Source organism: Humibacter soli, assembly GCF_054779035.1.
Genome location: NZ_BAAGYX010000002.1, coordinates 17,316 through 39,087 on the forward strand (window position 1 = coordinate 17,316; position 21,772 = coordinate 39,087).

25 protein-coding genes are annotated in these 21,772 nt (G+C 68.9%); 19 read left to right on the forward strand and 6 right to left on the reverse strand.

Features of this window, described 5'->3' with window-relative positions:
• Window positions 1-134 precede the first annotated feature (134 nt).
• From hemE to ACYVDN_RS13245, 5 genes are read left to right on the forward strand one after another with little or no spacing between them, the layout of a single operon-like run.
• Window positions 135-1,379, forward strand: a complete 1,245-nt coding sequence (gene hemE, locus ACYVDN_RS13225; protein ID WP_460572393.1) for a uroporphyrinogen decarboxylase — start codon at window positions 135-137, stop codon at window positions 1,377-1,379.
• Window positions 1,376-2,965, forward strand: coding sequence for a protoporphyrinogen/coproporphyrinogen oxidase (locus ACYVDN_RS13230; RefSeq protein ID WP_460572395.1), 1,590 nt, complete (start codon window positions 1,376-1,378; stop codon window positions 2,963-2,965). The genes hemE and ACYVDN_RS13230 overlap by 4 nt, the downstream gene beginning before the upstream one ends.
• A gap of 25 nt (window positions 2,966-2,990) precedes the next feature.
• Window positions 2,991-3,311: a hypothetical protein gene (locus ACYVDN_RS13235; protein WP_460572397.1), complete on the forward strand. Its 321-nt coding sequence runs from the start codon at window positions 2,991-2,993 to the stop codon at window positions 3,309-3,311.
• On the forward strand, window positions 3,311-3,724 hold the full coding sequence (locus tag ACYVDN_RS13240; protein ID WP_460572399.1) for a phage holin family protein: 414 nt from the start codon (window positions 3,311-3,313) through the stop codon (window positions 3,722-3,724). The genes ACYVDN_RS13235 and ACYVDN_RS13240 overlap by 1 nt, the downstream gene beginning before the upstream one ends.
• Window positions 3,714-3,971 carry a hypothetical protein gene (locus ACYVDN_RS13245; protein WP_460572401.1) on the forward strand — a complete coding sequence of 86 codons (258 nt, stop codon included), beginning with the start codon at window positions 3,714-3,716 and terminating at the stop codon, window positions 3,969-3,971. The genes ACYVDN_RS13240 and ACYVDN_RS13245 overlap by 11 nt, the downstream gene beginning before the upstream one ends.
• A 24-nt stretch (window positions 3,972-3,995) precedes the next feature.
• Here ACYVDN_RS13245 and ACYVDN_RS13250 read toward each other — a convergent pair whose 3' ends face one another.
• Together ACYVDN_RS13250 and ACYVDN_RS13255 are read right to left on the reverse strand one after the other, a co-directional pair.
• Window positions 3,996-4,571, reverse strand: a complete 576-nt coding sequence (locus ACYVDN_RS13250) for a septum formation family protein (RefSeq protein ID WP_460572403.1) — start codon at window positions 4,569-4,571, stop codon at window positions 3,996-3,998.
• Window positions 4,572-4,621: 50 nt separating this feature from the next.
• Window positions 4,622-4,894, reverse strand: a complete 273-nt coding sequence (locus ACYVDN_RS13255) for a hypothetical protein (protein ID WP_460572405.1) — start codon at window positions 4,892-4,894, stop codon at window positions 4,622-4,624.
• A gap of 213 nt (window positions 4,895-5,107) precedes the next feature.
• Between ACYVDN_RS13255 and hemQ the strand changes: the two genes are divergently transcribed.
• The 5 genes from hemQ to idi are packed head-to-tail and all read left to right on the forward strand — an operon-like array spanning window position 5,108 to window position 9,375.
• The gene (hemQ, locus tag ACYVDN_RS13260) at window positions 5,108-5,878 is read left to right on the forward strand and encodes a hydrogen peroxide-dependent heme synthase (RefSeq protein ID WP_460572407.1); all 771 of its coding nucleotides are present in this window, start codon (window positions 5,108-5,110) and stop codon (window positions 5,876-5,878) included.
• Window positions 5,875-7,017, forward strand: a complete 1,143-nt coding sequence (locus tag ACYVDN_RS13265) for a ferrochelatase (RefSeq protein ID WP_460572409.1) — start codon at window positions 5,875-5,877, stop codon at window positions 7,015-7,017. The genes hemQ and ACYVDN_RS13265 overlap by 4 nt, the downstream gene beginning before the upstream one ends.
• Window positions 7,014-8,006, forward strand: coding sequence for a hydroxymethylbilane synthase (gene hemC / locus ACYVDN_RS13270; RefSeq protein WP_460572411.1), 993 nt, complete (start codon window positions 7,014-7,016; stop codon window positions 8,004-8,006). Before ACYVDN_RS13265 ends, hemC begins: the two co-directional genes overlap by 4 nt.
• A complete protein-coding gene (locus ACYVDN_RS13275; protein ID WP_460572413.1) occupies window positions 8,003-8,800 on the forward strand; it encodes a uroporphyrinogen-III synthase in 798 nt (265 codons plus the stop codon). Before hemC ends, ACYVDN_RS13275 begins: the two co-directional genes overlap by 4 nt.
• Window positions 8,797-9,375, forward strand: a complete 579-nt coding sequence (gene idi, locus ACYVDN_RS13280) for an isopentenyl-diphosphate delta-isomerase (RefSeq protein ID WP_460572415.1) — start codon at window positions 8,797-8,799, stop codon at window positions 9,373-9,375. Before ACYVDN_RS13275 ends, idi begins: the two co-directional genes overlap by 4 nt.
• A gap of 27 nt (window positions 9,376-9,402) precedes the next feature.
• On the opposite strand, the gene ACYVDN_RS13285 is transcribed toward idi, so the two are convergent.
• Window positions 9,403-9,975 (reverse strand): MarR family winged helix-turn-helix transcriptional regulator, encoded by a 573-nt coding sequence (locus ACYVDN_RS13285; protein WP_460572417.1) that lies wholly within the window; start codon window positions 9,973-9,975, stop codon window positions 9,403-9,405.
• A gap of 81 nt (window positions 9,976-10,056) precedes the next feature.
• Here ACYVDN_RS13285 and ACYVDN_RS13290 point away from each other — a divergent pair, with 81 nt between their 5' ends.
• The 6 genes from ACYVDN_RS13290 to ACYVDN_RS13315 are packed head-to-tail and all read left to right on the forward strand — an operon-like array spanning window position 10,057 to window position 15,157.
• Window positions 10,057-11,055 (forward strand): polyprenyl synthetase family protein, encoded by a 999-nt coding sequence (locus ACYVDN_RS13290; protein WP_460572418.1) that lies wholly within the window; start codon window positions 10,057-10,059, stop codon window positions 11,053-11,055.
• Window positions 11,052-11,978 (forward strand): phytoene/squalene synthase family protein, encoded by a 927-nt coding sequence (locus tag ACYVDN_RS13295; RefSeq protein WP_460572419.1) that lies wholly within the window; start codon window positions 11,052-11,054, stop codon window positions 11,976-11,978. The genes ACYVDN_RS13290 and ACYVDN_RS13295 overlap by 4 nt, the downstream gene beginning before the upstream one ends.
• Complete coding sequence (gene crtI, locus ACYVDN_RS13300) at window positions 11,975-13,576, forward strand: phytoene desaturase family protein (RefSeq protein WP_460572420.1); 1,602 nt, start codon at window positions 11,975-11,977, stop codon at window positions 13,574-13,576. Before ACYVDN_RS13295 ends, crtI begins: the two co-directional genes overlap by 4 nt.
• Window positions 13,576-13,914: a lycopene cyclase domain-containing protein gene (locus ACYVDN_RS13305; RefSeq protein ID WP_460572421.1), complete on the forward strand. Its 339-nt coding sequence runs from the start codon at window positions 13,576-13,578 to the stop codon at window positions 13,912-13,914. The genes crtI and ACYVDN_RS13305 overlap by 1 nt, the downstream gene beginning before the upstream one ends.
• A complete protein-coding gene (locus ACYVDN_RS13310) occupies window positions 13,911-14,267 on the forward strand; it encodes a lycopene cyclase domain-containing protein (protein ID WP_460572422.1) in 357 nt (118 codons plus the stop codon). The genes ACYVDN_RS13305 and ACYVDN_RS13310 overlap by 4 nt, the downstream gene beginning before the upstream one ends.
• Window positions 14,264-15,157, forward strand: coding sequence for a prenyltransferase (locus ACYVDN_RS13315; RefSeq protein ID WP_460572423.1), 894 nt, complete (start codon window positions 14,264-14,266; stop codon window positions 15,155-15,157). The genes ACYVDN_RS13310 and ACYVDN_RS13315 overlap by 4 nt, the downstream gene beginning before the upstream one ends.
• Before the next feature lie 21 nt (window positions 15,158-15,178).
• Here the strand turns inward: ACYVDN_RS13315 and rimK are convergent, their stop codons facing one another.
• A complete protein-coding gene (gene rimK / locus ACYVDN_RS13320; protein WP_460572424.1) occupies window positions 15,179-16,375 on the reverse strand; it encodes a 30S ribosomal protein S6--L-glutamate ligase in 1,197 nt (398 codons plus the stop codon).
• A 98-nt stretch (window positions 16,376-16,473) separates the two neighbouring features.
• Between rimK and ACYVDN_RS13325 the strand changes: the two genes are divergently transcribed.
• A complete protein-coding gene (locus ACYVDN_RS13325) occupies window positions 16,474-16,947 on the forward strand; it encodes an ATP-dependent zinc protease family protein (RefSeq protein ID WP_460572425.1) in 474 nt (157 codons plus the stop codon).
• A gap of 17 nt (window positions 16,948-16,964) precedes the next feature.
• Here ACYVDN_RS13325 and ACYVDN_RS13330 read toward each other — a convergent pair whose 3' ends face one another.
• Both ACYVDN_RS13330 and ACYVDN_RS13335 read right to left on the reverse strand, forming a co-directional pair.
• On the reverse strand, window positions 16,965-18,395 hold the full coding sequence (locus ACYVDN_RS13330; RefSeq protein ID WP_460572426.1) for an MFS transporter: 1,431 nt from the start codon (window positions 18,393-18,395) through the stop codon (window positions 16,965-16,967).
• 47 nt (window positions 18,396-18,442) lie between these two features.
• Window positions 18,443-19,321: an SDR family oxidoreductase gene (locus ACYVDN_RS13335; RefSeq protein ID WP_460572427.1), complete on the reverse strand. Its 879-nt coding sequence runs from the start codon at window positions 19,319-19,321 to the stop codon at window positions 18,443-18,445.
• Between the two features lie 75 nt (window positions 19,322-19,396).
• Here ACYVDN_RS13335 and hemB point away from each other — a divergent pair, with 75 nt between their 5' ends.
• Window positions 19,397-20,323, forward strand: a complete 927-nt coding sequence (gene hemB / locus ACYVDN_RS13340; protein WP_460573517.1) for a porphobilinogen synthase — start codon at window positions 19,397-19,399, stop codon at window positions 20,321-20,323.
• A 41-nt stretch (window positions 20,324-20,364) separates the two neighbouring features.
• Entirely contained in the window at window positions 20,365-21,756 is a 1,392-nt protein-coding gene (gene hemL, locus ACYVDN_RS13345) for a glutamate-1-semialdehyde 2,1-aminomutase (RefSeq protein WP_460573518.1), read from the forward strand.
• Window positions 21,757-21,772 lie beyond the last annotated feature (16 nt).

Consider the following 21,772-nt stretch of genomic DNA (forward strand, 5'->3'; position numbering starts at 1 on the left):
CGGGACGCCAGGACGCAGCGCCCCCTGCCTCAGTCGCGCAGGCCGGGCGCCGCCCGGGTCGGCGATGCTGCCTCGTATCGGCCGGTGTACAGAGCCGGCGCGCGGAGCCACTGCCCGAGCCGGTGCCAGAGCCGATGTCCGGACAGGCGCTCGCCGCGCCCCGTTCAGGTGCAGGTGTGAGAATCGAGAGCGTGACTTTCAGCCCCTCGCAGCCGCACGCCGCACCCGAGACGGAGCAGACGACACGCGAAGGTGCACTCGGCGCCGAGCATCCACTCGTCGACGGCCGCACCTCTCGCTCCCCTTTGATCACCGCGTACTCCGGGCGGCGGCCCGACGTGCTTCCCGTCTGGTTCATGCGTCAGGCAGGGCGCTCGCTGCCCGAATACCGCGAGCTGCGCATCGGCACCGCGATGCTGGACGCCTGCCTCGAACCGGCGATGTCGAGCGAGATCTCGCTGCAGCCGGTGCGCAGGCACGGAGTGGACGCCGGCATCTTCTTCAGCGACATCGTGGTGCCGCTCAAGCTCGCCGGCGTCGGTGTCGACATCGTGCCGGGCAAGGGACCCGTGCTCGGCGCCCCCGTTCGCACCGCTGCGGATGTCGCCGCGCTGCCGACCCTCGAGCCCGAGGCGCTCGCGCCGATCGCCGAAGGAGTCCGGCAGACGGTCGCGGGTCTTGGCGAGCTGGGCGACATTCCGCTCATCGGCTTCGCGGGTGCACCGTTCACGCTTGCGGCCTACCTGGTCGAGGGCGGTCCGTCGAAGGATCACATCCGCGCTCGCACCCTGATGCACGCCGATCCGGATGCCTGGCACGCCCTCATGACGTGGGCTGCCGACATCACGGGCACGTTCCTCCGCGCCCAGGTGCTCGCCGGCGCCAGCGCGGCGCAACTGTTCGACTCCTGGGCGGGTGCGCTGTCGCTCGACGACTACACACGACACGTCGCCCCCGCGTCGGCGCGGGCGCTCTCCTACGTGCGCGATCTCGCCTTCCCCGACCCGGAGCGGGCATCCGACCCCGTCTCGTCGACCCCGGTCGAGCGCAACGTGCCCATCGTGCACTTCGGCGTCGGCACCAGCGAGCTGTTGAGGGCCATGCACGACATCGGCACCGACGTGGTCGGCGTCGACTACCGGGTGCCGCTCGACGAGGCCAGCAGGCGTCTCGGCAACATCGTGCCGCTGCAGGGCAACATCGACCCCGCGCTGCTGGATGCCCCGTGGCCGATCATCGAGGCCCACGTGCGCGACGTGGTGGAGCGTGGCCGCAGCGCGCCATCGCACGTGCTCAACCTCGGTCACGGTGTGCCGCCGGAGACCGACCCGACCGTGCTCACCCGCATCGTCGAGCTCGTTCACGGACTGGCGGCATGAGCGATTCGGCAGAGGACTTCGCCCGTTCCGTTCTCGAGAACCCGACGCGCGTCGTCGTGATCGGCGGTGGCGCGGCCGGGCTGGTGGCGGCTCGCGAGATCGCACGCCCCGGGTTCGAGGTCACCGTGGTCGAGGGCCGCTCCGAGCTCGGTGGAAGTGTCGCGCGGCACGAGCTGGCTGGCATCCGACTGGATGCCGGAGCGGAGAGCTTCGCCACCCGCGGGGGTCATGTCGCTGAGCTGCTCGGCGAACTGGGCCTCGGCGACGAGGTCGTCGAGCCCCTCGCGGCCGGAGCCTGGCTGCAGCTGCCCGGCGGCGCCGTGCCTACTCCGAAGGCCGGCATCCTCGGCATACCGAGCTCGCCGCTCGCGGAGGACGTGATCGCGGCGATCGGCTGGCGGGCCGCCTTCCGCGCTTACTACGACCGACTCTTCCCGCCGATGAAGATCGGCAAGGAGCGCAATCTCGGCCGGTTGGTGCAACGCCGCATGGGGCGTGCAGTGGTCGACAACCTCGTCGCCCCCGTGACGACAGGGGTGTACTCGGCGTCGCCGTACGACATCGACGTCGCGGTCGCTGCACCAGGGCTCAATGAGGCGATGACCAGGGCCGGTTCGCTCTCCGGGGCGGTCTCGACCCTTCGGGGTGCGTCGAAGGCCGGCTCCGCGGTCGGAGGCATTCGCGGCGGCATGGCCCGACTGATCGACGCGCTCGCCGAGGATGCCGTCGCACGCGGCGCCGTGATGCGCACGGGCGTGACCGTAGTGGCGGTGCGTCCCGCGGACGCACCCGACGAGGAGGTCGCTGAGGACGGCGAGCCAGGCCTCGAGGATCAGATCGCCGCCTCGATCGACTCGGTGTTCGGCGAAGCTGTAACCGGTGACGCAGGTGACAAGCCGCCCCTGGCGGGGCGCTGGAAGGTGCGACTCTCCGACGGCGGAATGCTCGATGCGGATGTCGTGGTGGTGGCGGTGCCGGCCGATACGGCTCTGAGGCTGATGGCACAGGCATCCGACTCGCTCGCACCCTTCGCGGAACTCGAATGGCCTGCGCCGTCGACGGTCGACATCGTCACGCTGGTCGTCGATGACGATCGGCTGGATGCGGCGCCGAGGGGAACGGGCCTGCTCGTCGCCGAGACGGTTCCTGCCACGAAGGTCGCGGCCAAGGCGATGACGCACGTGACCGCCAAGTGGCCATGGGTCGCCGAGCAGCTCCCGAAGGGGCGGCACGTGCTGCGGCTGTCCTACAGCAGGGCCGGTTCACCGAGTCCGCTGAGGGGCTTGCGCCCCGAGGAAATCCGTGCAAGAGCGCTCGCCGATGCGTCGGCCCTCTTGAATATTCCGATTGCGGAATCTAGTGTCGTCGCATCGGACGTGGTGCGGTGGACCAACGCTCTTCCCGTTGCGGCGGAAGGGGAGCGGGAACGTATCGACTCGGTGCTCGAGGCCGTCGGGAAGGTGGACGGACTCGAGGTGACGGGGTCGTGGATCACCGGCACAGGGCTTGCTTCGGTGGTGCCGGATGCCCGCAAGGCAGCCGAACGCGTTCGAGCACTACGCTGGAACATGCTGACCGAAGACTGAACGCAGCGAGGGGCGGGGGACACCAATGAGAGGCAAGGTTCTCTTCGTCGTCGGACTGGGGGTCGGGTACGTTCTCGGCACTCGCGCCGGACGACGCAGGTACGAGCAGATCAAGTCGGTGGCGCGAAGCTTCTGGGACTCGCCCACCGTGCAGAAGCAGAGGCAGACGGTTCAGGACTACGCCTCCGATCGCATGAGCGACCTCGGGGCAGTGGTGACGGAAGGCGTCAAGCGCGCCGTCTCCAGGTCGGGCGGTAACGCGCCGTCAAGCGAGTCATCGGCTTCGTCATCCACGTCGGACGGTTCGTCGAGCGGCTCAGCCGAGTCTGGCGGGCAGGCCTCCTGATGTCCGGGGGCACGCAGCCGCGCGACAGACGCTCGCTCATCCAGCTGCTGCGGGAGTTGCCCGGCCTGGTGGTCGCGCTGCTCAAGGCGGAGCTGGCGCAGCTCAAGGCCGAGCTCATCCGCAAAGCGATGAATGTCGGTGTCGGCGTCGGGCTGTTCCTGGTTGCGGCGGTTCTGCTGTTCTTCATGGTCGGAACGCTCGTCGCCGCGGCCGTTCTCGGGATCGCCGTCGCTCTGCCCGCCTGGGCGGCTGCGCTGATCGTGGCCGCCGGCCTGCTGATCCTCGCGGCGATCGTCGCCCTGATCGGCGTGATGGTCTTCAGGCGGGGCATGCCTCCGGCGCCCACGGAGACCATCGAGAGCATCAAACAAGACGTGAACGCGGTGAAGGGGCTGGGCGACTATGACCACTGAGCCGGTTGGTGTCCCGGACCCGAATCCGAGCCTGAATTCGAATCCCGATCCGGAAGCAGACGTGCGTGCGGCCCGGGCAGAACTCGTCGCGGCGCTCGATGCGATCCAGGACAAGTTCAACGTGTCCAAGCGCATCCGCATCGCCACCGAGGAGAACCCCATCGGGCTGGCGGCCGTCGGCGTCGGTGTCGCTGCTGCGATCGCGGGAGCCGTCTGGCTGATCGTGCGGGCCGCCCGGTCGAAGTGAGCTTGCTCGCGATGAACTAGCGCGTCATCCGGCGACCTGGGGTATCCCGCCTCCGACGCCCTTCGCGCTGCCGATGGTGTCGCTCGCGGGATAGAACACGACGCAGGCCGCCGTGTGAGTGCCGGCGTTCCACTCGGCTTGGCTCGGCGTGAAGATCGTGACGTCGAAGTGGCTGCCCTCGGTGTCGACCCCGACATAGGACGTGAAGTCGTTCGAGCAGGTGTCGAATGCCTGCTCGGTGACGGCCTCATCGCCCGGATAGGCACCGTCCCCCAGTTGCGGGAAGGCGAAGACCTCCGACGAGTGGGGTTGGGTGCACGGAACGACGGCGATCGTTGCGGGTTCGGTCTGTGCAGAGCCGGCCGGAGCAGTGAGGCAGTCGCCGACGGCGAGAGACGAGAACGCGACGGTGCTGCCTGCGGACGCAGGCGCTCCCGTCGCGGTGGGGGATGGTGTCGGGGTGGGTGTCGCGGTCGCGGTGACCGCGGGAGTCGTGCTCGGGCTTGCCGCCGGCGCCGAGGCGCTGCAGCCCGCAAGGAGCAGCACGACAACGGCCGCCGGCAGGACGGCCGCACGGGCAGAGCGGAACGCGTGGGTCACGAACCGAGAGGTTAGACCCTGTCAGCGAACCCTTGGCTGGAGACGCAGCTTTACGCGACGCGACGTGAGCGCTGCTTCCACGAAAGGATGAGCGCCTCGAGCTGTCCGTTCGGCAAGTCCCGCGGGTGGTGGGCGAGTTCGTCCGCAAACTGCTGCTGCTCGGCGTAGGAGAGGTTCTGCGCCCACGGGAACGCAGAGATCACCTTCGCGCGGGCATCCATGATGGGCCGCGCCTTCGCACGGCTCGGGCGCTTGCGGCGGGGGGTCGTGTTCGTGGAGGTCTGCTCCGCGACACGGCTGGAGTTCTTCAACGATTCAGACATTTGTATCTATCAACACCACGAGGTCGGCTTTTATTCGGTTCATCCCAGAGTTTTCGTCCGATTTGTCCAGCCTGCGTTCAAATTGACTGTCGGGCAAGGGGTAGACGGATGTACGGCGGGTGTACATCCTTCGCACCGGCAGGTCTCGCGGTGGCGATGGCATGCTTTGTCCTCCTTTTGCCCGACAGGGCGCAACGGGGGAGACTGGATGCCATGACACACCCGGCGGCCGCCGACGCGGCATCCGAATCCCCCGCCCCCCACGCAGCAGCAGACGACTCGACACCCCAGCCCGACGGCTTCACGCTGTGGGCCGTGTGGCGTCGTGACCCCCGGAGTCCCGTCCGGTCGGGCGTGGATGCTGCCGCGCCCGATGCAGACGCGAGCGCTCGCGCTGTCGCCGAACTGGCCGCGGCAGTCGAGGAGGTCGAGGCATCCGGCGTCACCGTGCGCGGGTTCTACGACGTCTCGGGGCTCAAGGCCGACGCCGACCTCATGGTCTGGGTGCACGGCCCCGTCGCCGAGGATCTGCAGGCAGGCTTGCGCCGACTGAGGCGCACCGCACTGCTGCGCGACCTGCTCCCCACCTGGAATGCGATGGGCGTCCACAGGGCGGCCGAGTTCAACAAGGCGCACGTCCCCGCCTTCCTGCGCGGCATCGAGCCGCGAGGGTGGCTCACCGTGTACCCCTTCGTGCGCAGCTACGAGTGGTATCTTCTCCCCGACGCCGAGCGAAGCCGCATGCTCGCCGACCACGGTCGGAAGGGTGCAGCGTTCCGCTCGGTGCTGGCCAACACGGTCGCCGCCTTCGCACTCGGCGACTACGAGTGGCTTCTGCCGATGGAGTCAGATCAGCTCGTCGATCTCGTCGACATGATGCGAGACCTTCGCGCCACGGATGCCCGCAGGCACGTGCGCGAGGAGGTCCCCTTCTTCACGGGTCGGCGTATTCCTGTGACAGACATTCCTGAGGTCTTGCAATGACGAATTACGACGCGATCCTGCTCTCCAGCTTCGGCGGTCCAGAGGGTCAGGACGACGTCATCCCGTTCCTGCGCAACGTGACGCGGGGGCGGGGAATCCCCGACGAACGGCTCGAAGAGGTCGCGCACCATTACCGTGCGCACGGTGGAGTGAGCCCCATCAACGAGCAGAACCGGCAGCTCAAGGCAGCTCTCGAGGCCGAACTCGCCCTGCGCGACATCCACCTCCCGATCTACTGGGGCAACCGCAACTGGGACCCGTACTTCGCGGATGCCGTGCGCGATGCCCACGAGGCAGGCAACGACCGGCTGCTCGCCCTGGTGACCAGCGCCTACACGTCGTACTCGGGCGTCGGGCAGTACCGCGAGGACTTCGAGAAGGCGCTCGCCGACACGGGCCTCACGGAGGTCATGACCATCGACCGCGTCCGCGAGTACTTCGACCACCCCGGCTTCGTCACTCCGCTCATCGAGGGCGTCGAGGCGGCGATCTCCGAGCTCACGTCTGAATCGAGCGTGGGCGCAGGCGATGCGGTCGAGCGCGACGACATCCACCTGTTGTTCGTGACGCACTCCATTCCCTCTGCGGCGGCCGAGGCGTCCGGCCCTCAGTTCGGGACCGGTGGCGCCTACGTCGCCCAGCACTGCGCCGTTGCGCATGTCATCTCGGAGCGGGCGGCGGCGGGCATCCCGTGGTCGCTCGTCTACCAGTCGCGCTCCGGCGACCCTCGCATGCCGTGGCTGGAGCCGGACATCAACGACGCGATCATCGACCTCGCAGCCGGTGCGCCAGAGGTCGGTGGAGGCGGGTCTGAGCCCGCGCGTACCCGCGCGGTGATCATCGTGCCGTTCGGTTTCGTCAGCGATCACATGGAAGTGGTATGGGATCTCGACAACGAGGCCCTCACGACCGCGGCCGAGAATGACCTGAGGGCTGTTCGCGTGCCGACCGCCGGCACGCACCCTGCTTTCGTCTCCGGACTCGTCGACCTGATCGAGGAGCGACTGAACGACGTCGCGCCCGATGATCGGCCGCACCTGACCGACCTCGGCCCGTGGCCGGACCACGAGGCGGTCGGCGTCGCACTCCACACTGCTGAGCCGGTCGCTGCCGGCGCGAAAGGGGTCGAGACCCGATGACCGTTCTGCGGGTCGGCACACGCGGCAGCGCACTCGCGCTGGCCCAGACACGTCAGGTCGCCGACTCGCTGGCGAAGGCGTCGGGGCTCGAGATCGAGCTCGTCACCATCACGACCCACGGCGACACCGCCACGGAGCCGGTGTCGCGGCTGGGTGGTACTGGCGCGTTCACGGGTGCCCTGCGCGACGCCCTGCTGAACGGCGAGATCGACCTTGCCGTGCACTCGCTCAAAGACCTGCCGACCGCGCCGCATCCCGACATCGCGCTCGCGGCGGTGCCGAGGAGAGCGGATGCCCGCGACGCACTCTGCGCACGTGACGGCCTCACGCTCGACACGCTTCCCGCCGGAGCACGGGTCGGCACCGGGTCGCCGCGGCGCATCGCGCAACTGCTGTCGACACGGCCGGATGTCGAGGTCGTCGACATCCGCGGCAACATCGACACGCGCCTCGGCCGCGTGTTCGCCACGGACGACCAGCCGATCGACGACGACCGCCGACTCGATGCCATCCTGCTCGCCGCCGCCGGTCTCGGTCGACTCGGTCGCGCGGATGCCGCGACGCAGCACCTCGAGCTGACGGACTGGCCGACCGCCCCCGGCCAGGGAGCCCTCGCGCTCGAGACGCGCAGGGAGAAGGACAACTCGGCCGACGGCCGGGCCATCGCCAAGGCGCTCACCTCGATCAACCACGTGACGACGCGCGCAAGCGTGGTCGCCGAACGCGGCGTGCTCGCAGGGCTCGAAGCCGGATGTGCAGCGCCACTCGGTGCAACCGCCCTGGTCGAAGACGGCCTGCTGTTCGTGACCGCGACGATCTACAGCCTCGACGGCACGCAGAAGCTGACCTCGTCGCACGCCGCGAGCCTCGAAGGCAACGGGCAGACGGCGCTGCTGGAGGCCGCGGAGGATGCCTCGCAGCGCGTCGTCGAGGAGCTCCTCGACGCCGGTGCCGCAGAGTTGGCGCCGCTCGGGGGTGCATCCCGATGACGACAGGTCCGATTCCGACCCAAGGTCCGAAACCCCTCGCCGGATGGCGCGTGCTGGTGCCGCGCGGCGGCCCATGGGGTGACTCGGTCGCCGCGGACATCCGCGGGCACGGCGGCATCCCCGTCGTCGCGCCGATGATCAACTTCGCGCCGACGGCAGACGAGCCCGCACTCGAAGAAGCACTGACGGCTCTCGCCGCAGGTGACTTCGACTGGGTGACCGTCACGAGCGCCACCACCGTCGACGTGCTGTCGGCGCATCAGGCGCGCATCCCGTTGCACACGCGCATCGCCGCCGTCGGCGAGACCACCGCCGCCGCGCTGCTCGCGGCCGGCTATCGCGCCGATCTGGTGCCCGCCGACGACAACTCCGCGCATGGCCTGCTCGAGGAGTGGCGAGAGGCCACCCGCGGCGTCGTTCCGCTCAAAGTGCTCACGCTGCGCAGCGAGATCGCGAAGCCGACGCTCACCGAGGGGCTCTCGCGCCTGGGGCACGATGTGCTGTCCGTCGTCGCGTACCGCACGGTGGGCATCCCGGTGGCAGCGCAGGTCATCGGAGACGTCGCATCCGGTCGCATCAACGCGATCCTGGTCACGTCGGGCAGCGTCGCCGAGCAGGTGCAGGAGCAACTCGGCCCCGTGCCGTCGTCGACTCTGGTCGCGGCGATCGGGCCTCGTACCGCACGGGACGCGCGAGCGGCCGGCTTGCGCGTCGACGTGATCGCGCCGGACCGTACCGCAGAGTCGCTCGTCGACACGGTCGCGGACTCCGCGGCGCGCCGAGCCGCATCATGACGCACTTCATCGGCTCGACCACTGTCGGATCGACCCCTGTCGGCTCGATCCCTGTCGACTCCACCCTCGTCGTGCTCCTCGACGAGGCGGGCGCGCCGATCGGCGCTGCGGCGAAGGCCTCCGTTCACGGCGCAGAGACGCCGCTGCACCTCGGGTTCTCGTGCCACGTCGTCCTGGATGACGGGCGAGTGCTCGTCACGCGGCGTGCGTTGTCGAAGCTCACATTCCCCGGCGTGTGGACGAACGCGTTCTGCGGGCATCCCGCGCCTGGCGAAGAGGTGGCGGATGCCGTGGGCAGGCACGCCCGCGACGAACTGGGTCTCGAGCTGACCGACCTCGAGCTCGCGCTTCCCGACTTCCGATACCGGGCATCAGACGTGAGCGGTGTCATCGAGTACGAGATCTGCCCGGTGTTCGTCGCGCGGGCGGTCGGGGAACCGACGCCGAACCCGCACGAAGTCGCTGAGGTCGCCGTGGTCGCTCCGGCCGAGCTCGGCGCGTCGCTGCGGAGCACCCCGTGGGCGTTCAGTCCGTGGCTGGTCGAGCAGGCGAAGAGTCTGCCGCTGTACGCCTAGTCCCGGCGGCTATCCGCGCGTCCCACGTCACGTCTCGCTGAGGGCGTTCAGAAAGCGGATGACCGTCTCGCGCTCGTCCGGGCGAAGCTCTCGTGCGAGGTCGAATCGCCGGCCGTGCCGGCGACCGATCACTTCGCGCACGCGATGGTGCGAGTCGGGCGAGAGCACGATCACGACGCCGCGGCGGTCGGTGGGATGCCGTTGACGCTGGATGTGCCCGGCGGCCTCGAGGCGGTCGAGGAGTTTCGTCACCGAGGCGGTTGAGATGCCGAGGTGGGCGGCGAGGCCACCCGGCGTCGCCGGCTCGCCTCTGCCTTTCATGACAGCGAGATAGCGCATCGCCCGCATGTCGGTCGGGCCGAGGTGCATGGTCCGCCTCGACTCGTCGAGCGACGCCTCCTCGGACTCTCGCCAGCGGCGCAGCGCTGCCAGCACGCGAACGATCTGGTCGATCTCCCGGTCGTCGAGGCCCGACGTGTCGACGACGTCGCGCTCGGGGTCGAGCACTCGGGGGTCGATGAACGCGTCCGGGCGGCCGCTCGTGTCCACGGCGCCGCCTCCCGACCGGCCGTCGGGGTCGTTGGCATGCGGATCATTCATGGGCAAGGCCTTGCTGCATATTGCTAGCCGTACTACTTTCTAGACAGGCTAGCTACTTTACGGTGAGGATGAACTGACGAAATGAGCGTACTGACTCCACTCGATGACGCGTCCCTCCTGACTGTTGCTCGGGTCGAACAGCGTCTCGAGGCGTTCTTCGACGACCAGGAAGCACGTGCCGCGACCCTGGGCGAGCGGTATGCCGACCTCTGGCGCGGGCTGCGATCGAGCGCCCGAGGAGGCAAGAAGCTGCGACCCCGTCTCGTGGTCGAGGCGTTCGACGCGCTAAGGGACGAGCGCACACAGGTCGCCGATGCCGCCGTGGTCGACGTCGCGGCGGCGTTCGAATTACTGCACACGGCGTTCCTGTTGCACGACGACGTGATGGACGGCGACGTCATGCGGCGGGGTCGGCCCAACCTGATCGGCGCGCTGGTCGCCGGCGCCGAGGCGCGTGGAGTGGACCTCGCACGCGCACGCAGATGGGGCGAGGCATCCGCCATTCTGGGCGGGGATCTTCTCATCCACGGCGCGCACGCGGTCGTGAGCTCGGCGGATCTGCCGAACGCGCTGCGAGTGAGGATCGACGATCTGCTCGACGACGCGATCTTCCGCACGGCGGAAGGGCAACACAGCGACGTGGCGTTCGCGTGCGGCGTCGGGCTGCCTGATCTCATCGACCTGTTGAGGATGGCGGAGGGGAAGACCGCGTTCTACACGTTCGTCGATCCCCTTCGCGCCGGCGCCCTGCTCGCGGGAGCCGACGACGAGCTCGTCGAGCTGCTCGGCGAGTACGGCAAGGCGATCGGCGTGGCATTCCAGCTCCGCGATGACGTGCTCGGATCGTTCGGAGACGAGCGGGTGCTGGGCAAGAGCGCGACCAGCGATCGGCGCAATGGGGCCGCGACGGTTCTGTCGGCATCGATCGGAGTTCCAAGGGATGCTCGCGAGTCGGCCGAAGCGCTGATCGCCGGCAATCGGGATGTCGCCCTGCGGCTGGCGGCATCCGAGATCGTGCCTCAGCGGCTGAGGGCAGTGTTGGAGGAGCACGCCGTCCGCGCGACGGAGCGGGAATCATGAGCGTGCTCTCCGACCGGATCGCACGTCGAGATTCGATGGCGGCGACGGACCTCGCGCTGTACACCCGAACGGCCGAGGAGAGTGCGGCGCGCGTCATCCGCCGCTATTCGACGTCTTTCGGTGCCGCCGTGCGTCTCTTGGCACCCGAGTACCGCACGGGGGTGACGTCGATCTATGCGCTCGTGCGTGTCGCCGACGAGCTGGTGGACGGCGTCGCACAGCAGGCAGGGCTCAGGCCGCAAGAGCAACGGGCCGCGCTCGATCTGCTGGAAGCGGAGATGGAGCGAGCCATGACGAGCGGGTTCAGCTCGAACCTGGTGGTGCACGCGTTCGCGCACACGGCGAGACGAGCGGGCATCCGCCGCGATCTGACCGTGCCGTTCTTCGCGTCGATGCGCTCCGACCTGGAGTGCACGCGCTTTGCGAACGAGGAATTCGACCGGTACGTGTACGGCTCTGCCGAGGTGGTCGGACTGATGTGCCTTCGGGTGTTCCTCGCCGAGGCCCCGTCAGGGACGAGCTGTGATCCCGTCACCAGGGCGCGACTCACCGAGGGCGCTCGCCGCCTCGGAGCCGCGTTCCAGAAGATCAACTTTCTGCGCGACCTCGGCAGCGACGTGCGCGACAGGGGCAGGCACTACCTACCTGGAATCTCCGAGAGCGGCATCACCGAGCAGGTGAAGGACGGGTTCGTCGCGGAGATCGCGGACGACCTGTCGGCGGCGCGATCCGTCCTGCCAGACCTGCCAGAGGGATGCCGCACCGCCGTCACCGCGGCGCACGACCTCTTCGCCGCGCTCCTGCGCCGCGTGGCCCGCACGCCTGCGGACGAGCTGATGACCACAAGGGTTCGGGTGCCAGACGCGCAGAAGGTCGCCATCCTGCTTCGCGTGGTCGGCACCCGCCGCACGGGAGAGCGATGACCGATCGACGACGCACGGTCGTGATCGGAGGCGGCATCGCCGGGATCGCGGCGGCGGCCCTGCTGGCGCGTGAAGGCGATTCGGTGACCCTGCTCGAGGCATCCGAGTCGCTCGGCGGTCGCGTCGGCACCTGGTCGAGCGGCGGATTCAGATTCGACACCGGGCCGTCCTGGTATCTGATGCCGGAGGTGTTCGAGCACTTCTATCGCATGCTCGGAACCGACGTCCGCACCGAGCTCGACCTCGTCGACCTCGACCCCGGATACCGCGTCTACTACGAAGGTCGGCGTATCCCGCTCGACGTTCCACGAGGCCGGGATCGGGTGCGGGCGCTTTTCGAGCAGATCGAGCCGAACAGCGGCGATGCTCTTGACGCCTATCTCGATTCGGCGTCCGACGTGTACGACCTCGCGTTGCGCCGCTTCCTCTACACGTCGTTCGAGTCCGGGCGCAGCCTGCTCTCGCGCGACATCCTGATCAGAACCCCTCGCCTGGCGGGCATGATGAGCAGGTCGCTGAAGGAGCACGCAGCGCGCACCTTCTCCGACGAGCGCCTCCGCCAGCTGCTCGGCTACCCGGCGGTCTTCCTCGGCTCCGCGCCGTCGATGACTCCTGCGCTCTACCACCTGATGAGCCATCTCGACCTCGATGCCGGCGTGCTCTACCCGCGCGGCGGATTCCGCACCATCATCGATGGGATGGTGCGCCTCGCCGAATCGTTCGGCGTCCGCATCATGCCCGGGGCGCCCGTCTCGCGGATTCTGACCCGGGATGGCGGCGGCACGCGGAGATCGCGGCGGGCGATCGTGAGAGGCGTTCGGTACCGCGACGACGGGATCGAACACGAGCTCGCCGCTGACGTTGTGGTGAGCGCGGCGGATCTGCACCACACCGAGACGGCCCTTCTTCCGGAGCGGCTGCAGACCTACCCGGAGTCGTGGTGGGAACACCGGGTGGCAGGCCCAGGGGCCGTGCTGGCGATGCTCGGCGTGCGCGGGCGCCTGCCCCAGCTCGCGCACCACACGCTGTTCTTCGCCAGGGACTGGGACGCCAACTTCCGGGCGATCTTCCAGCAGCCGACAGCGGTGCCCGACCCGGCATCCGTCTACGTCAGCCGGCCGAGCGCCACCGACGCCTCCGTCGCGCCGGAAGGGGACGACAACCTCTTCGTGCTGATCCCGGTTCCGGCGGATCCCTCGCTCGGGGTGGGCGGAATCGGCGGCGCGGGCTCCGCGGAGGTCGAGCGCACGGCCGACGTGGCGATCGCGCAGATCGCCACGTGGGCAGGCATCCCCGACCTCGCCGATCGCATCGTCGTTCGCCGCGTGCTCGGCCCCGGGGACTTCGAACTCGACCTGCACTCCTGGAAGGGAACGGCACTCGGGCCGGCCCACACGCTGCGCCAGAGCGCGTTCCTGCGCGGGAGCAACGCATCGAAGCGGGTCGCAGGCCTCTACTACGCGGGTGGATCGACCCTCCCCGGCATCGGGCTGCCGATGTGCCTGATCAGCGCTGAACTGGTGCTCAAGCGGCTCCGTGGCGACCGCAGCACGGGACCACTGCCTGAGCCAGAGCCGCTCAGCGCGGAGGCACGCTGATGAGACTCGCCTATCTCGGTTCGTTGCTGGTGGCATCCGGATGCCTGTGCCTGCTCGACGCGCGCTGGCACCTCTTCTTCTGGCGCGCTCCGGTGCGCGCCGCGGTGACCACGGCGGTCGTGACGGCATTCCTGCTGGTGTGGGACGCCTCGGGCATCTCGTTGGGGATCTTCCTGCGCGGCGATTCCCCTGTTACCACCGGGGTTGAACTGGCGCCACAGCTGCCGCTGGAGGAACCGGTGTTCCTTGCGTTCCTGGTCTACCTCGTCGCGATCACGCTGTTCGGCACGCGCAGGATGCTCGATGCCGTGCGCTCTCCGCGGAGCCCCCGCACGTGAACGCACGGGGTGCTACGTATCCGCTCCTGGCCATCACGTTCTTGGCCATCGCGCTCGCGGTCGCCGCCGTCGCGCTGGCCAGCGTCGGCCACCGTCGTCCTGCTCTCGTACGCCGCTGGTGGCTTCCTACCACGATCGCCTTCGTGGTCGTGGCAGTGCTCACGGCCGTGTTCGACTCTGCGCTGATCGCCGTGGAGGTCATGAGGTACGACGAGACCCTGATGTCGGACATCCATCTCGGGCTGGCACCTATCGAGGACTTCGCCTACCCCTTGGCCGTTGTGCTGCTGGTGCCGTCTGTGTGGTCCCTCCTGTCGTCATCACCGCTCTCACGGGAAGGGCGTCGTCGATGACGGGGGTGACGACACCGAGCGGTGTCGCTCGTCGCCTGCTCGTGGCATCTCGGCCGGTGAGCTGGGTGAACACGGCATTCCCGTTCGCGGCCGCGTACGTGCTCACGGAGGGGGCCGTCGACGTCACGCTCGTCGTCGGCACGATCTTCTTCCTCGTGCCGTACAACCTGGCGATGTACGGCATCAACGACGTCTTCGACTACGAGTCCGACGCCGCGAACCCGCGCAAAGGAGGCGTGGAGGGCGCCCTGCTCGACCGCCGCCTGCACGGCGTCACCATCGCCGCCGCTCTTGCGCTCTGCGTGCCCTTCGTCATCGCGCTGATCGTCCTCGGCGACCCGCTCTCATGGCTGGTGCTCGCCGTGAGCCTCTTCGCCGTCGTGGCGTACTCGGTGCCCGGTCTGCGGTTCAAGGAGGTCCCGTTCCTGGATTCGGTCACGTCGAGCATCCATTTCGTGTCCCCAGCCGTCTATGGGCTGGTGCTGGCGGGTGCGGTCTTCACCCCTCCGCTCGCGATGCTGCTTCTCGCGTTCTTCCTCTGGGGTGTGGCGTCGCACGCCTTCGGCGCGGTGCAGGATGTCGAGCCCGACCGTGCAGGTGGCATCGCGTCCATCGCAACGGTGATGGGAGCGGCGTGGACCGTGCGATTCGCGATCGGGTGCTGGACCGCGGCCGGAGCGTTGATGCTCACGACGCAATGGCCGGGGCCGCTCGGTGCGGTCCTCATCGTTCCGTACATCCTTCTGGCGGCGCCGTACGTGAACATCGCCGACGCGGACGCCGCTGAAGCCCACCGCGGGTGGCGGCGGTTCCTCGTCGTGAACTACGTCTGCGGCTTTCTCACGACCCTCTTGCTCATCCTCTTCGCGCTTCTACGATCACGGACCTGAACGCCGACACGAGCACCGGCGTCAATGCGCCTCGGCTGCCAGGGCATCCTTCGGCAGCTTGCGCACCTTCGCGCGACGTCGACGGCGAGCGGGGATCATCGAGCGCATCTCCTCGAGCTTGCCGAAGCACAGCAGCCGGTCGCCGGCCTCGAGCTCCGTCGCGCCTCGGGGATTCGGGATGACCATCGCACCGCGATGCAGCGTGAGCACGGTGATGTCCCTGTCGTCGAGCCCCGAGTCGCGCAACCGCTTGCCGACCAGGTCGGCTCCCACGCCGACCGCCAGCTCAGCGACACCGTATCCGGTCGAAACGCTGAGCCGCTGGCGCACGTCGATCTCGGGGAACGCCACCTGGTTGTCGATGTGGTCGACGATCGCGCCGGCGACATCCAGGCCCGTCGCGGCCTCGATGCCCTGCAGGCCGGGCGACGAGTTGACCTCCATGACGAGTGGCCCTTCGCTGCTCTCCAGCATGTCGACGCCCGCGACCCGCAGTCCCATGATCTGGGCGGAGCGCACCGCCACCTGCTCGTACTCCGGGGTGAGCGCCACCCGTTCGACCGAGCCGCCGCGGTGCACGTTCGAGCGGAACTCGTCGCCGTTCGCCGTGCGCCGCATCGCCGCGACCACCCGGTCGCCGACGACCAGGGCACGGATGTCGCGTCCGCGGCTCTCCGCGATGAACGCCTGTACGAGCACGTTCTGCTTCGTCGAGTGCAGCGTCTCGATGATCGCCTCTGCGATCTTCGCCTCCGGTGCCAGGATGACGCCGATGCCCTGCGTGCCCTCGAGCAGCTTGATCACGACGGGGGCCCCACCGACCGACTCGATTGCCGTGCGCACGTCGGCGCGGCTGTGCACGAACGCGGTCGCGGGCATTCCGATGTTGTGTCGCGAGAGGATCTGCGTGGCACGCAGCTTGTCACGCGAGTTCGTGATGCCGTTCGCGGTGTTGGGAGTGTAGACATCCATCTGCTCGAACTGGCGGACGACGGCCGTGCCGAAGTAGGTGATGGAGTTGCCGATGCGGGGGAGGATCGCGTCGTAGTCCGACAACAGCCGACCGCGGTACTGCAGATCGGGCTCTTCGCCGGAGAGGTCGATGGAGAACCGCAGGGTGTCGAGCACCTTCACCCGATGGCCGCGATCGTGAGCGGCCGCACGCAGACGCTGCGTCGAGTAGGAGTGCGGTGCCCGCGAGAGGATGGCCAACTTCACGTCATGGCTCCTGGGAGGATGGGGGTATGGGACAAAGTGGTGAATCGGCGAAGCACGCCACGACTCACCGTGTGCACCTGGCGGGCAAGGGTGCGCATGTGGGGACAGTCCATTCAAGCACCGTGTTGGGGTGGCGCGAGTGGGTCACTCTGCCGCGCATCGGAGTTCCTTGGGTGAAGGCCAAGCTCGACACAGGAGCACGGAGCTCGGCGCTGCACGCCTTCGACATCGAGGAGCTGGATGACGGTGCCCGAGTGCGCTTCAGGGTGCGCCCCTGGCAGGACTCCAACCGCGACGCCGTGACCGTCGAGTGCGCTGTCTACGACCGCCGCATTGTGCGCAGCTCCACAGGGCACGCGCAGCGCCGCTACGTCGTGCTGCTCGAGCTGGAGATCAACGGCCGAACAGTCCAGGCCGAGACGACACTCACCAACCGCGATCAGATGGGCTTCAGGATGCTCGTCGGTCGACAGGCCCTTCGGCAGGGCGGCTTCGTGGTCGACCCCGGCCGCTCGTTCATCGGCGGCCGTGCGCCGCGCCCCATCCGCCGCCGCAACCGCGGTCGCGTCTAGTTTCGAGACGCGCGCGGCTACGCAGCATGCTCCTCAACCAGCGGAGACGAGCGCGGATGCCACGCCGCGAGGAGCCCAGCGTGCACGACAGCGAGCGCGGTGGCGATCGCGACGATCGTGATCCATTGCACCGCGGCATCCGGCCCAGACCCGCCGACGAAGACGATGCCGAGCAGCGTGGTCGCGAGGATCGCCCCGACATAGCGCGAGGTCTGGAAGATACCCGCGGCGACGCCGGCGTCCCGAGGCGCGGCGGAGGCGTAGAGCGCCTGGCTCATCGCGATGCTCACGACGCAGTACGGAGCGCCCATCGCGGCCGTGATGAGCAGGATGGCGATGGGGTTCACCGTCACGGTGGCGACCGCGAGCAGTCCGGTGCCGAAGATCAGCCCGACGCCACCCGTGATGAGCGTGAAGCGCAGGCCGCGCCTCTCGATCCAGCGAGCACCGAGCGGGGTGAGTCCGATCGTGACGGCGGCGAGCGGGAACATGAGCAGCCCGGTGATGCCCGCGTTGTAGTGCCCGTGTTCCTGCAGCAGCTGGGGCAGCCCGAAGAACGCCGTGTAATACACGAGGTTGAACACCGCGAAGCACAGATAGACCATCATCAGCGGACGGTTCTTGGCGAGCAGGCGCAGGTCGAGGAACGGCACCTTCGCCGTCAGCTCGCGCCACACGAACGCCGCTCCTGCCAGGGCGGCCACGGGAAGCAGCCACCAGATCGGCGCCGGGGTGAGCCCGAGCAGGAACACCAGCAGAGCGACCAGGGTGCCGACGAACAGCGCGATTCCGGGGATGTCGGACTCTCTCACCATCGTGCGCACGCGTTCGCGTGCTCGGGAGGCGTCGGCAGGGGCGAGCATCCGCGTGCCGATCAGCGCCAGCGCGGCGAGCGGCACGTTGACCGCGAAGATGGCCTGCCAGCCGAGTGTGCTCACGAGCAAGCCGCCGAGCACGGGGCCGATCGCCGCGCCGGCGGTGTTGGCGATCTGGATGCGCCCCAGCAGCCGCGGTGTCGACCTGCCGGTGCGTGCGCTGAGCGGCCGCACCATCGCAACTGCCGAAGGGAAGGCCGTCGCCGTGCCGATCGCGAGACCGACGCGTCCAGCGCAGACGAGGGCGAACGATGGCGCGAAGGGCGTCAGAGCGCTCACGACGATCACGATCCCCATGCCGAACACGAAGAGCCTGCGCGGCCCGAAACGGTCGCCCAAGCGGCCCATCAGGGGCTGAGCGACGGCGGAGGCCAGGTAGAACGACGTGATGACCCACGTCGCCTCGGCTATGCCGAGCGAGAACGTCTTCTGCAGGTCGAACAGCGCGACGGCGATCATCGACGAGTTCAGCGGGTTGAGCAGCGTGCCGAGGCTGATGCTGCCGAGGGCCCACGTCGCCCGCCGTTTGCTGTCGTGAGGCGGGGATCCCTCGTCGCCCGCTCCGTCAGCCATGAGTTCGATCGTATGCCGGGTGCTGGACGCTGTTGGACGGAGGGTCGTCAGGCGAGAGAGAAGCCCCCGTCGCTCGTGATCACCTGGCCGACGACCCATGCTCCGGCATCCGTCGACAGCCAGGCGATGAGCTCGGCGGGGTCATCCGGTCGCCCGTAGCGCCCGAAGGGGGTGCCGGCGACGAGAGCCTGCAGGTCCTCGAGCGGTCGGTCGGTCGACTCGGGGTCGAGGTATCCGGTGTTCACGGGGCCGGGGTTGATCGTGTTGAGCACGATGCCCGACTCCAGCAGCTCGGCGGCGACGGTCGCGGTGACGCCCGCGAGGGCGGCCTTGCTCGTCGCGTAGGCGACCTCTCCGCGCATCGCGCCGTGGATCTGCCCGGACGTCATCCAGAAGACTCGTCCGGTGGGAGCAGGGAACGGCTCGCGCTCGACTCGCTCGCCCGGCTTCCGCGGTTCGCCGCCCGCGAAGCCGGAGGTGCGGCGCGCGTACTCGGCCGTGAGCAGCAGCGTCGACCGGGTGTTGGTGCTCCAGAACGCGTCGAGGCGCTCGGGCGTCATGTCGAGGATGCCGCCGTCGTCACCGCTCTTCGCGTGGTTGCAGACGAGGATGTCGAGGCTTCCGGTCAACCCGTAGGCAGCGTCGAGCAGGGTCGCGATCGAGTCGTCCTGCTGCAGGTCGGCACCGAGGTCGCTCGTCGTGGCGTCGGGCGCGAGGGCCGAACGGATGCCGTCGCGCACGGCATCCAGATCGTCGCCGCCCCACGGCTGGCCGACGTCATGGGGCCGGTAGTGGTGGATGAACACGCTCGCGCCTAGCGACGCGAACGTGCTGGCGACGGCGTAGCCGATGCCACGACGACGTGAGACGCCGGTGACGAGAGCGGTCTTTCCGAGAAGGGGGAGGGAAGGGAGCTCCTTGTGCATGTAACCTAGTCTTGTCTGGTGAACGACGTGCTGCATCCGACTGTTCGCCCCCGCCGACTCCGCGCCACCCCGGCCATGCGCCGGCTCACCGCCGAGACGCGACTGCACCCCGCTGAGCTGATCCTGCCGGTGTTCGTGCGCGAGGGCATCCGCGAACCGCAGCCCATCGCGTCGATGCCAGGAGTCGTGCAGCACACGATCGACAGCCTCAAGGCGGCCGCGAACGAGGCCGCGGAGGCCGGGATCGGCGGGCTGATGCTGTTCGGGGTGCCCGAGGTGCGCGATGCGGTCGGCAGCGGTGCGACCGACCCCGACGGCATCCTGAACGTGGCCACCCGTGCGCTGGCGGCCGAGGTCGGCGACGCCCTCGTGGTGCAGGCCGACCTCTGTCTCGACGAGTTCACCGACCACGGGCACTGCGGGGTGCTGGATGCCGCGGGCCGCGTCGACAACGACGCCACGCTGGAGCGCTACCGCGACATGGCGATCGCGCAGGCGTCGTCCGGATCGCAGCTCCTCGGCCTCAGCGGCATGATGGATGGCCAGGTCGCTGCGGTGCGCGACGTGCTCGACTCCGAGGGATTCACCGAGACGGCGGTGCTTGCATACGCCGCGAAGTATGCGTCAGGTTTCTACGGTCCGTTCCGCGAGGCGGTCGACTCGCAGCTGCAGGGAGACCGTCGCAGCTACCAACAGGATCCGGCCAATCGGCGAGAAGGCCTGCGAGAGGCGCGGCTCGATCTCGACGAGGGTGCGGACATCCTGATGGTCAAGCCGGCGCTCTCGTACCTCGACGTGCTGGCGGATGTCGCCGCGATCAGTGATATTCCGGTTTGGGCATATCAGGTGAGCGGAGAGTACTCGATGGTCGAGGCCGCAGCCGCGAACGGATGGATCGACCGTGAGCGCGCGGTGCTCGAGACGTTGACGAGCATCCGTCGCGCCGGCGCCGACGCGGTGCTCACGTACTGGGCGGTCGAGGTCGCCGGGTGGTTGAAGTGACCGCGGGGCAGTCGCGCGACGAGGTGACCTCGAACGACGCGGTGATCTCGAACGACGCAGCGTTCGAGCAGGCCAGACGCGTCATCCCGGGTGGCGTGAACTCGCCGGTGCGTGCCTTCCGCTCCGTCGGCGGAACGCCACGTTTCCTGGTCGCTGCGCAAGGGCCATACGTGACGGATGTCGAGGGTCGCGACTACGTCGACCTGGTCGCCTCGTGGGGGCCGGCAATTCTCGGGCATGCGCATCCTGAGGTCGTGGCGGCCGTGCAGGACGCCGCAGCACGCGGACTGAGCTTCGGTGCGTCGACCCCCGCCGAGACGGAGCTCGCTGAGCTCGTGGTCGACCGGCTCACGGTGACGCCGGGATCGCACCATCTGAGCGGAAAGTCGATCGTCACGACGCGGCTGGTCGACGAACTGCGCCTGGTCTCCACCGGCACAGAAGCGACGATGACGGCGATTCGTCTCGCGCGGGGTTTCACCGGGCGCGATCTCGTCGTGAAGTTCTCCGGCCTGTATCACGGGCACTCGGACGGCCTGCTGGCAGACGCCGGCAGCGGCTTGGCGACTCTGGCGTTGCCGGCCTCGGCGGGAGTGCCCGCGCCGATCGCAGCGCAGACGGTGGTCATCCCGTACAACGACCGCGACGCCGTGCGCGCGGTGTTCACCGAGCTCGGCGACCGCATCGCCGCGATCATCACCGAGGCTGCTCCCGCGAACATGGGCGTCGTGCCGCCCGCACCGGGCTTCAACGCGTTCCTCGCCGACATGGCGCACGACAACGGCGCGCTGCTCATCCTCGACGAGGTGCTCACCGGGTTCCGCATCGGCCCTGCCGGATGGTGGGGCGAATCCGCCTTCGCCATCCGCGAGGAGGATGACGGCACCCGCCACCTCGCCTCGCCCACCTACGTGCCCGATCTGGTCACGTTCGGCAAGGTGATCGGTGGAGGGATGCCGCTGGCCGCCCTCGGCGGACGCCGCGAGATCATGGAGCGGCTGGCTCCCGTCGGGCCGGTCTACCAGGCAGGAACCCTGTCAGGAAATCCGGTCGCTGTCGCGGCGGGCTTGGCCACACTGCGCCTGGCTGATGCGTCGGTCTACGCACGGCTCGACAGTGTCGCCGAGACGATCTCGGATGCCGTCGACGAGGCACTGACCGCGGCGGGCGTTCCGCACTTCATCTCGCGAGCCGGCAACCTGTTCAGCATCCAGTTCCGCGAGACCCCCGCCATCGACTACGCGGGCGTCCAGGCACAGGATGCCTTCCGCTACGGTCCCTTGTTCCACGCCATGCTCGACGCCGGGGTCTCGCTGCCGCCGAGCGTCTTCGAGGCTTGGTTCGTCACCGCGGTCCACGACGACACCGCCGTGAATCGCGTGCTGGACGCCCTCCCCGCCGCGGCCCGAGCCGCAGCCGCCGCCCGCCCCTGACATCCCGTCTGCCTCG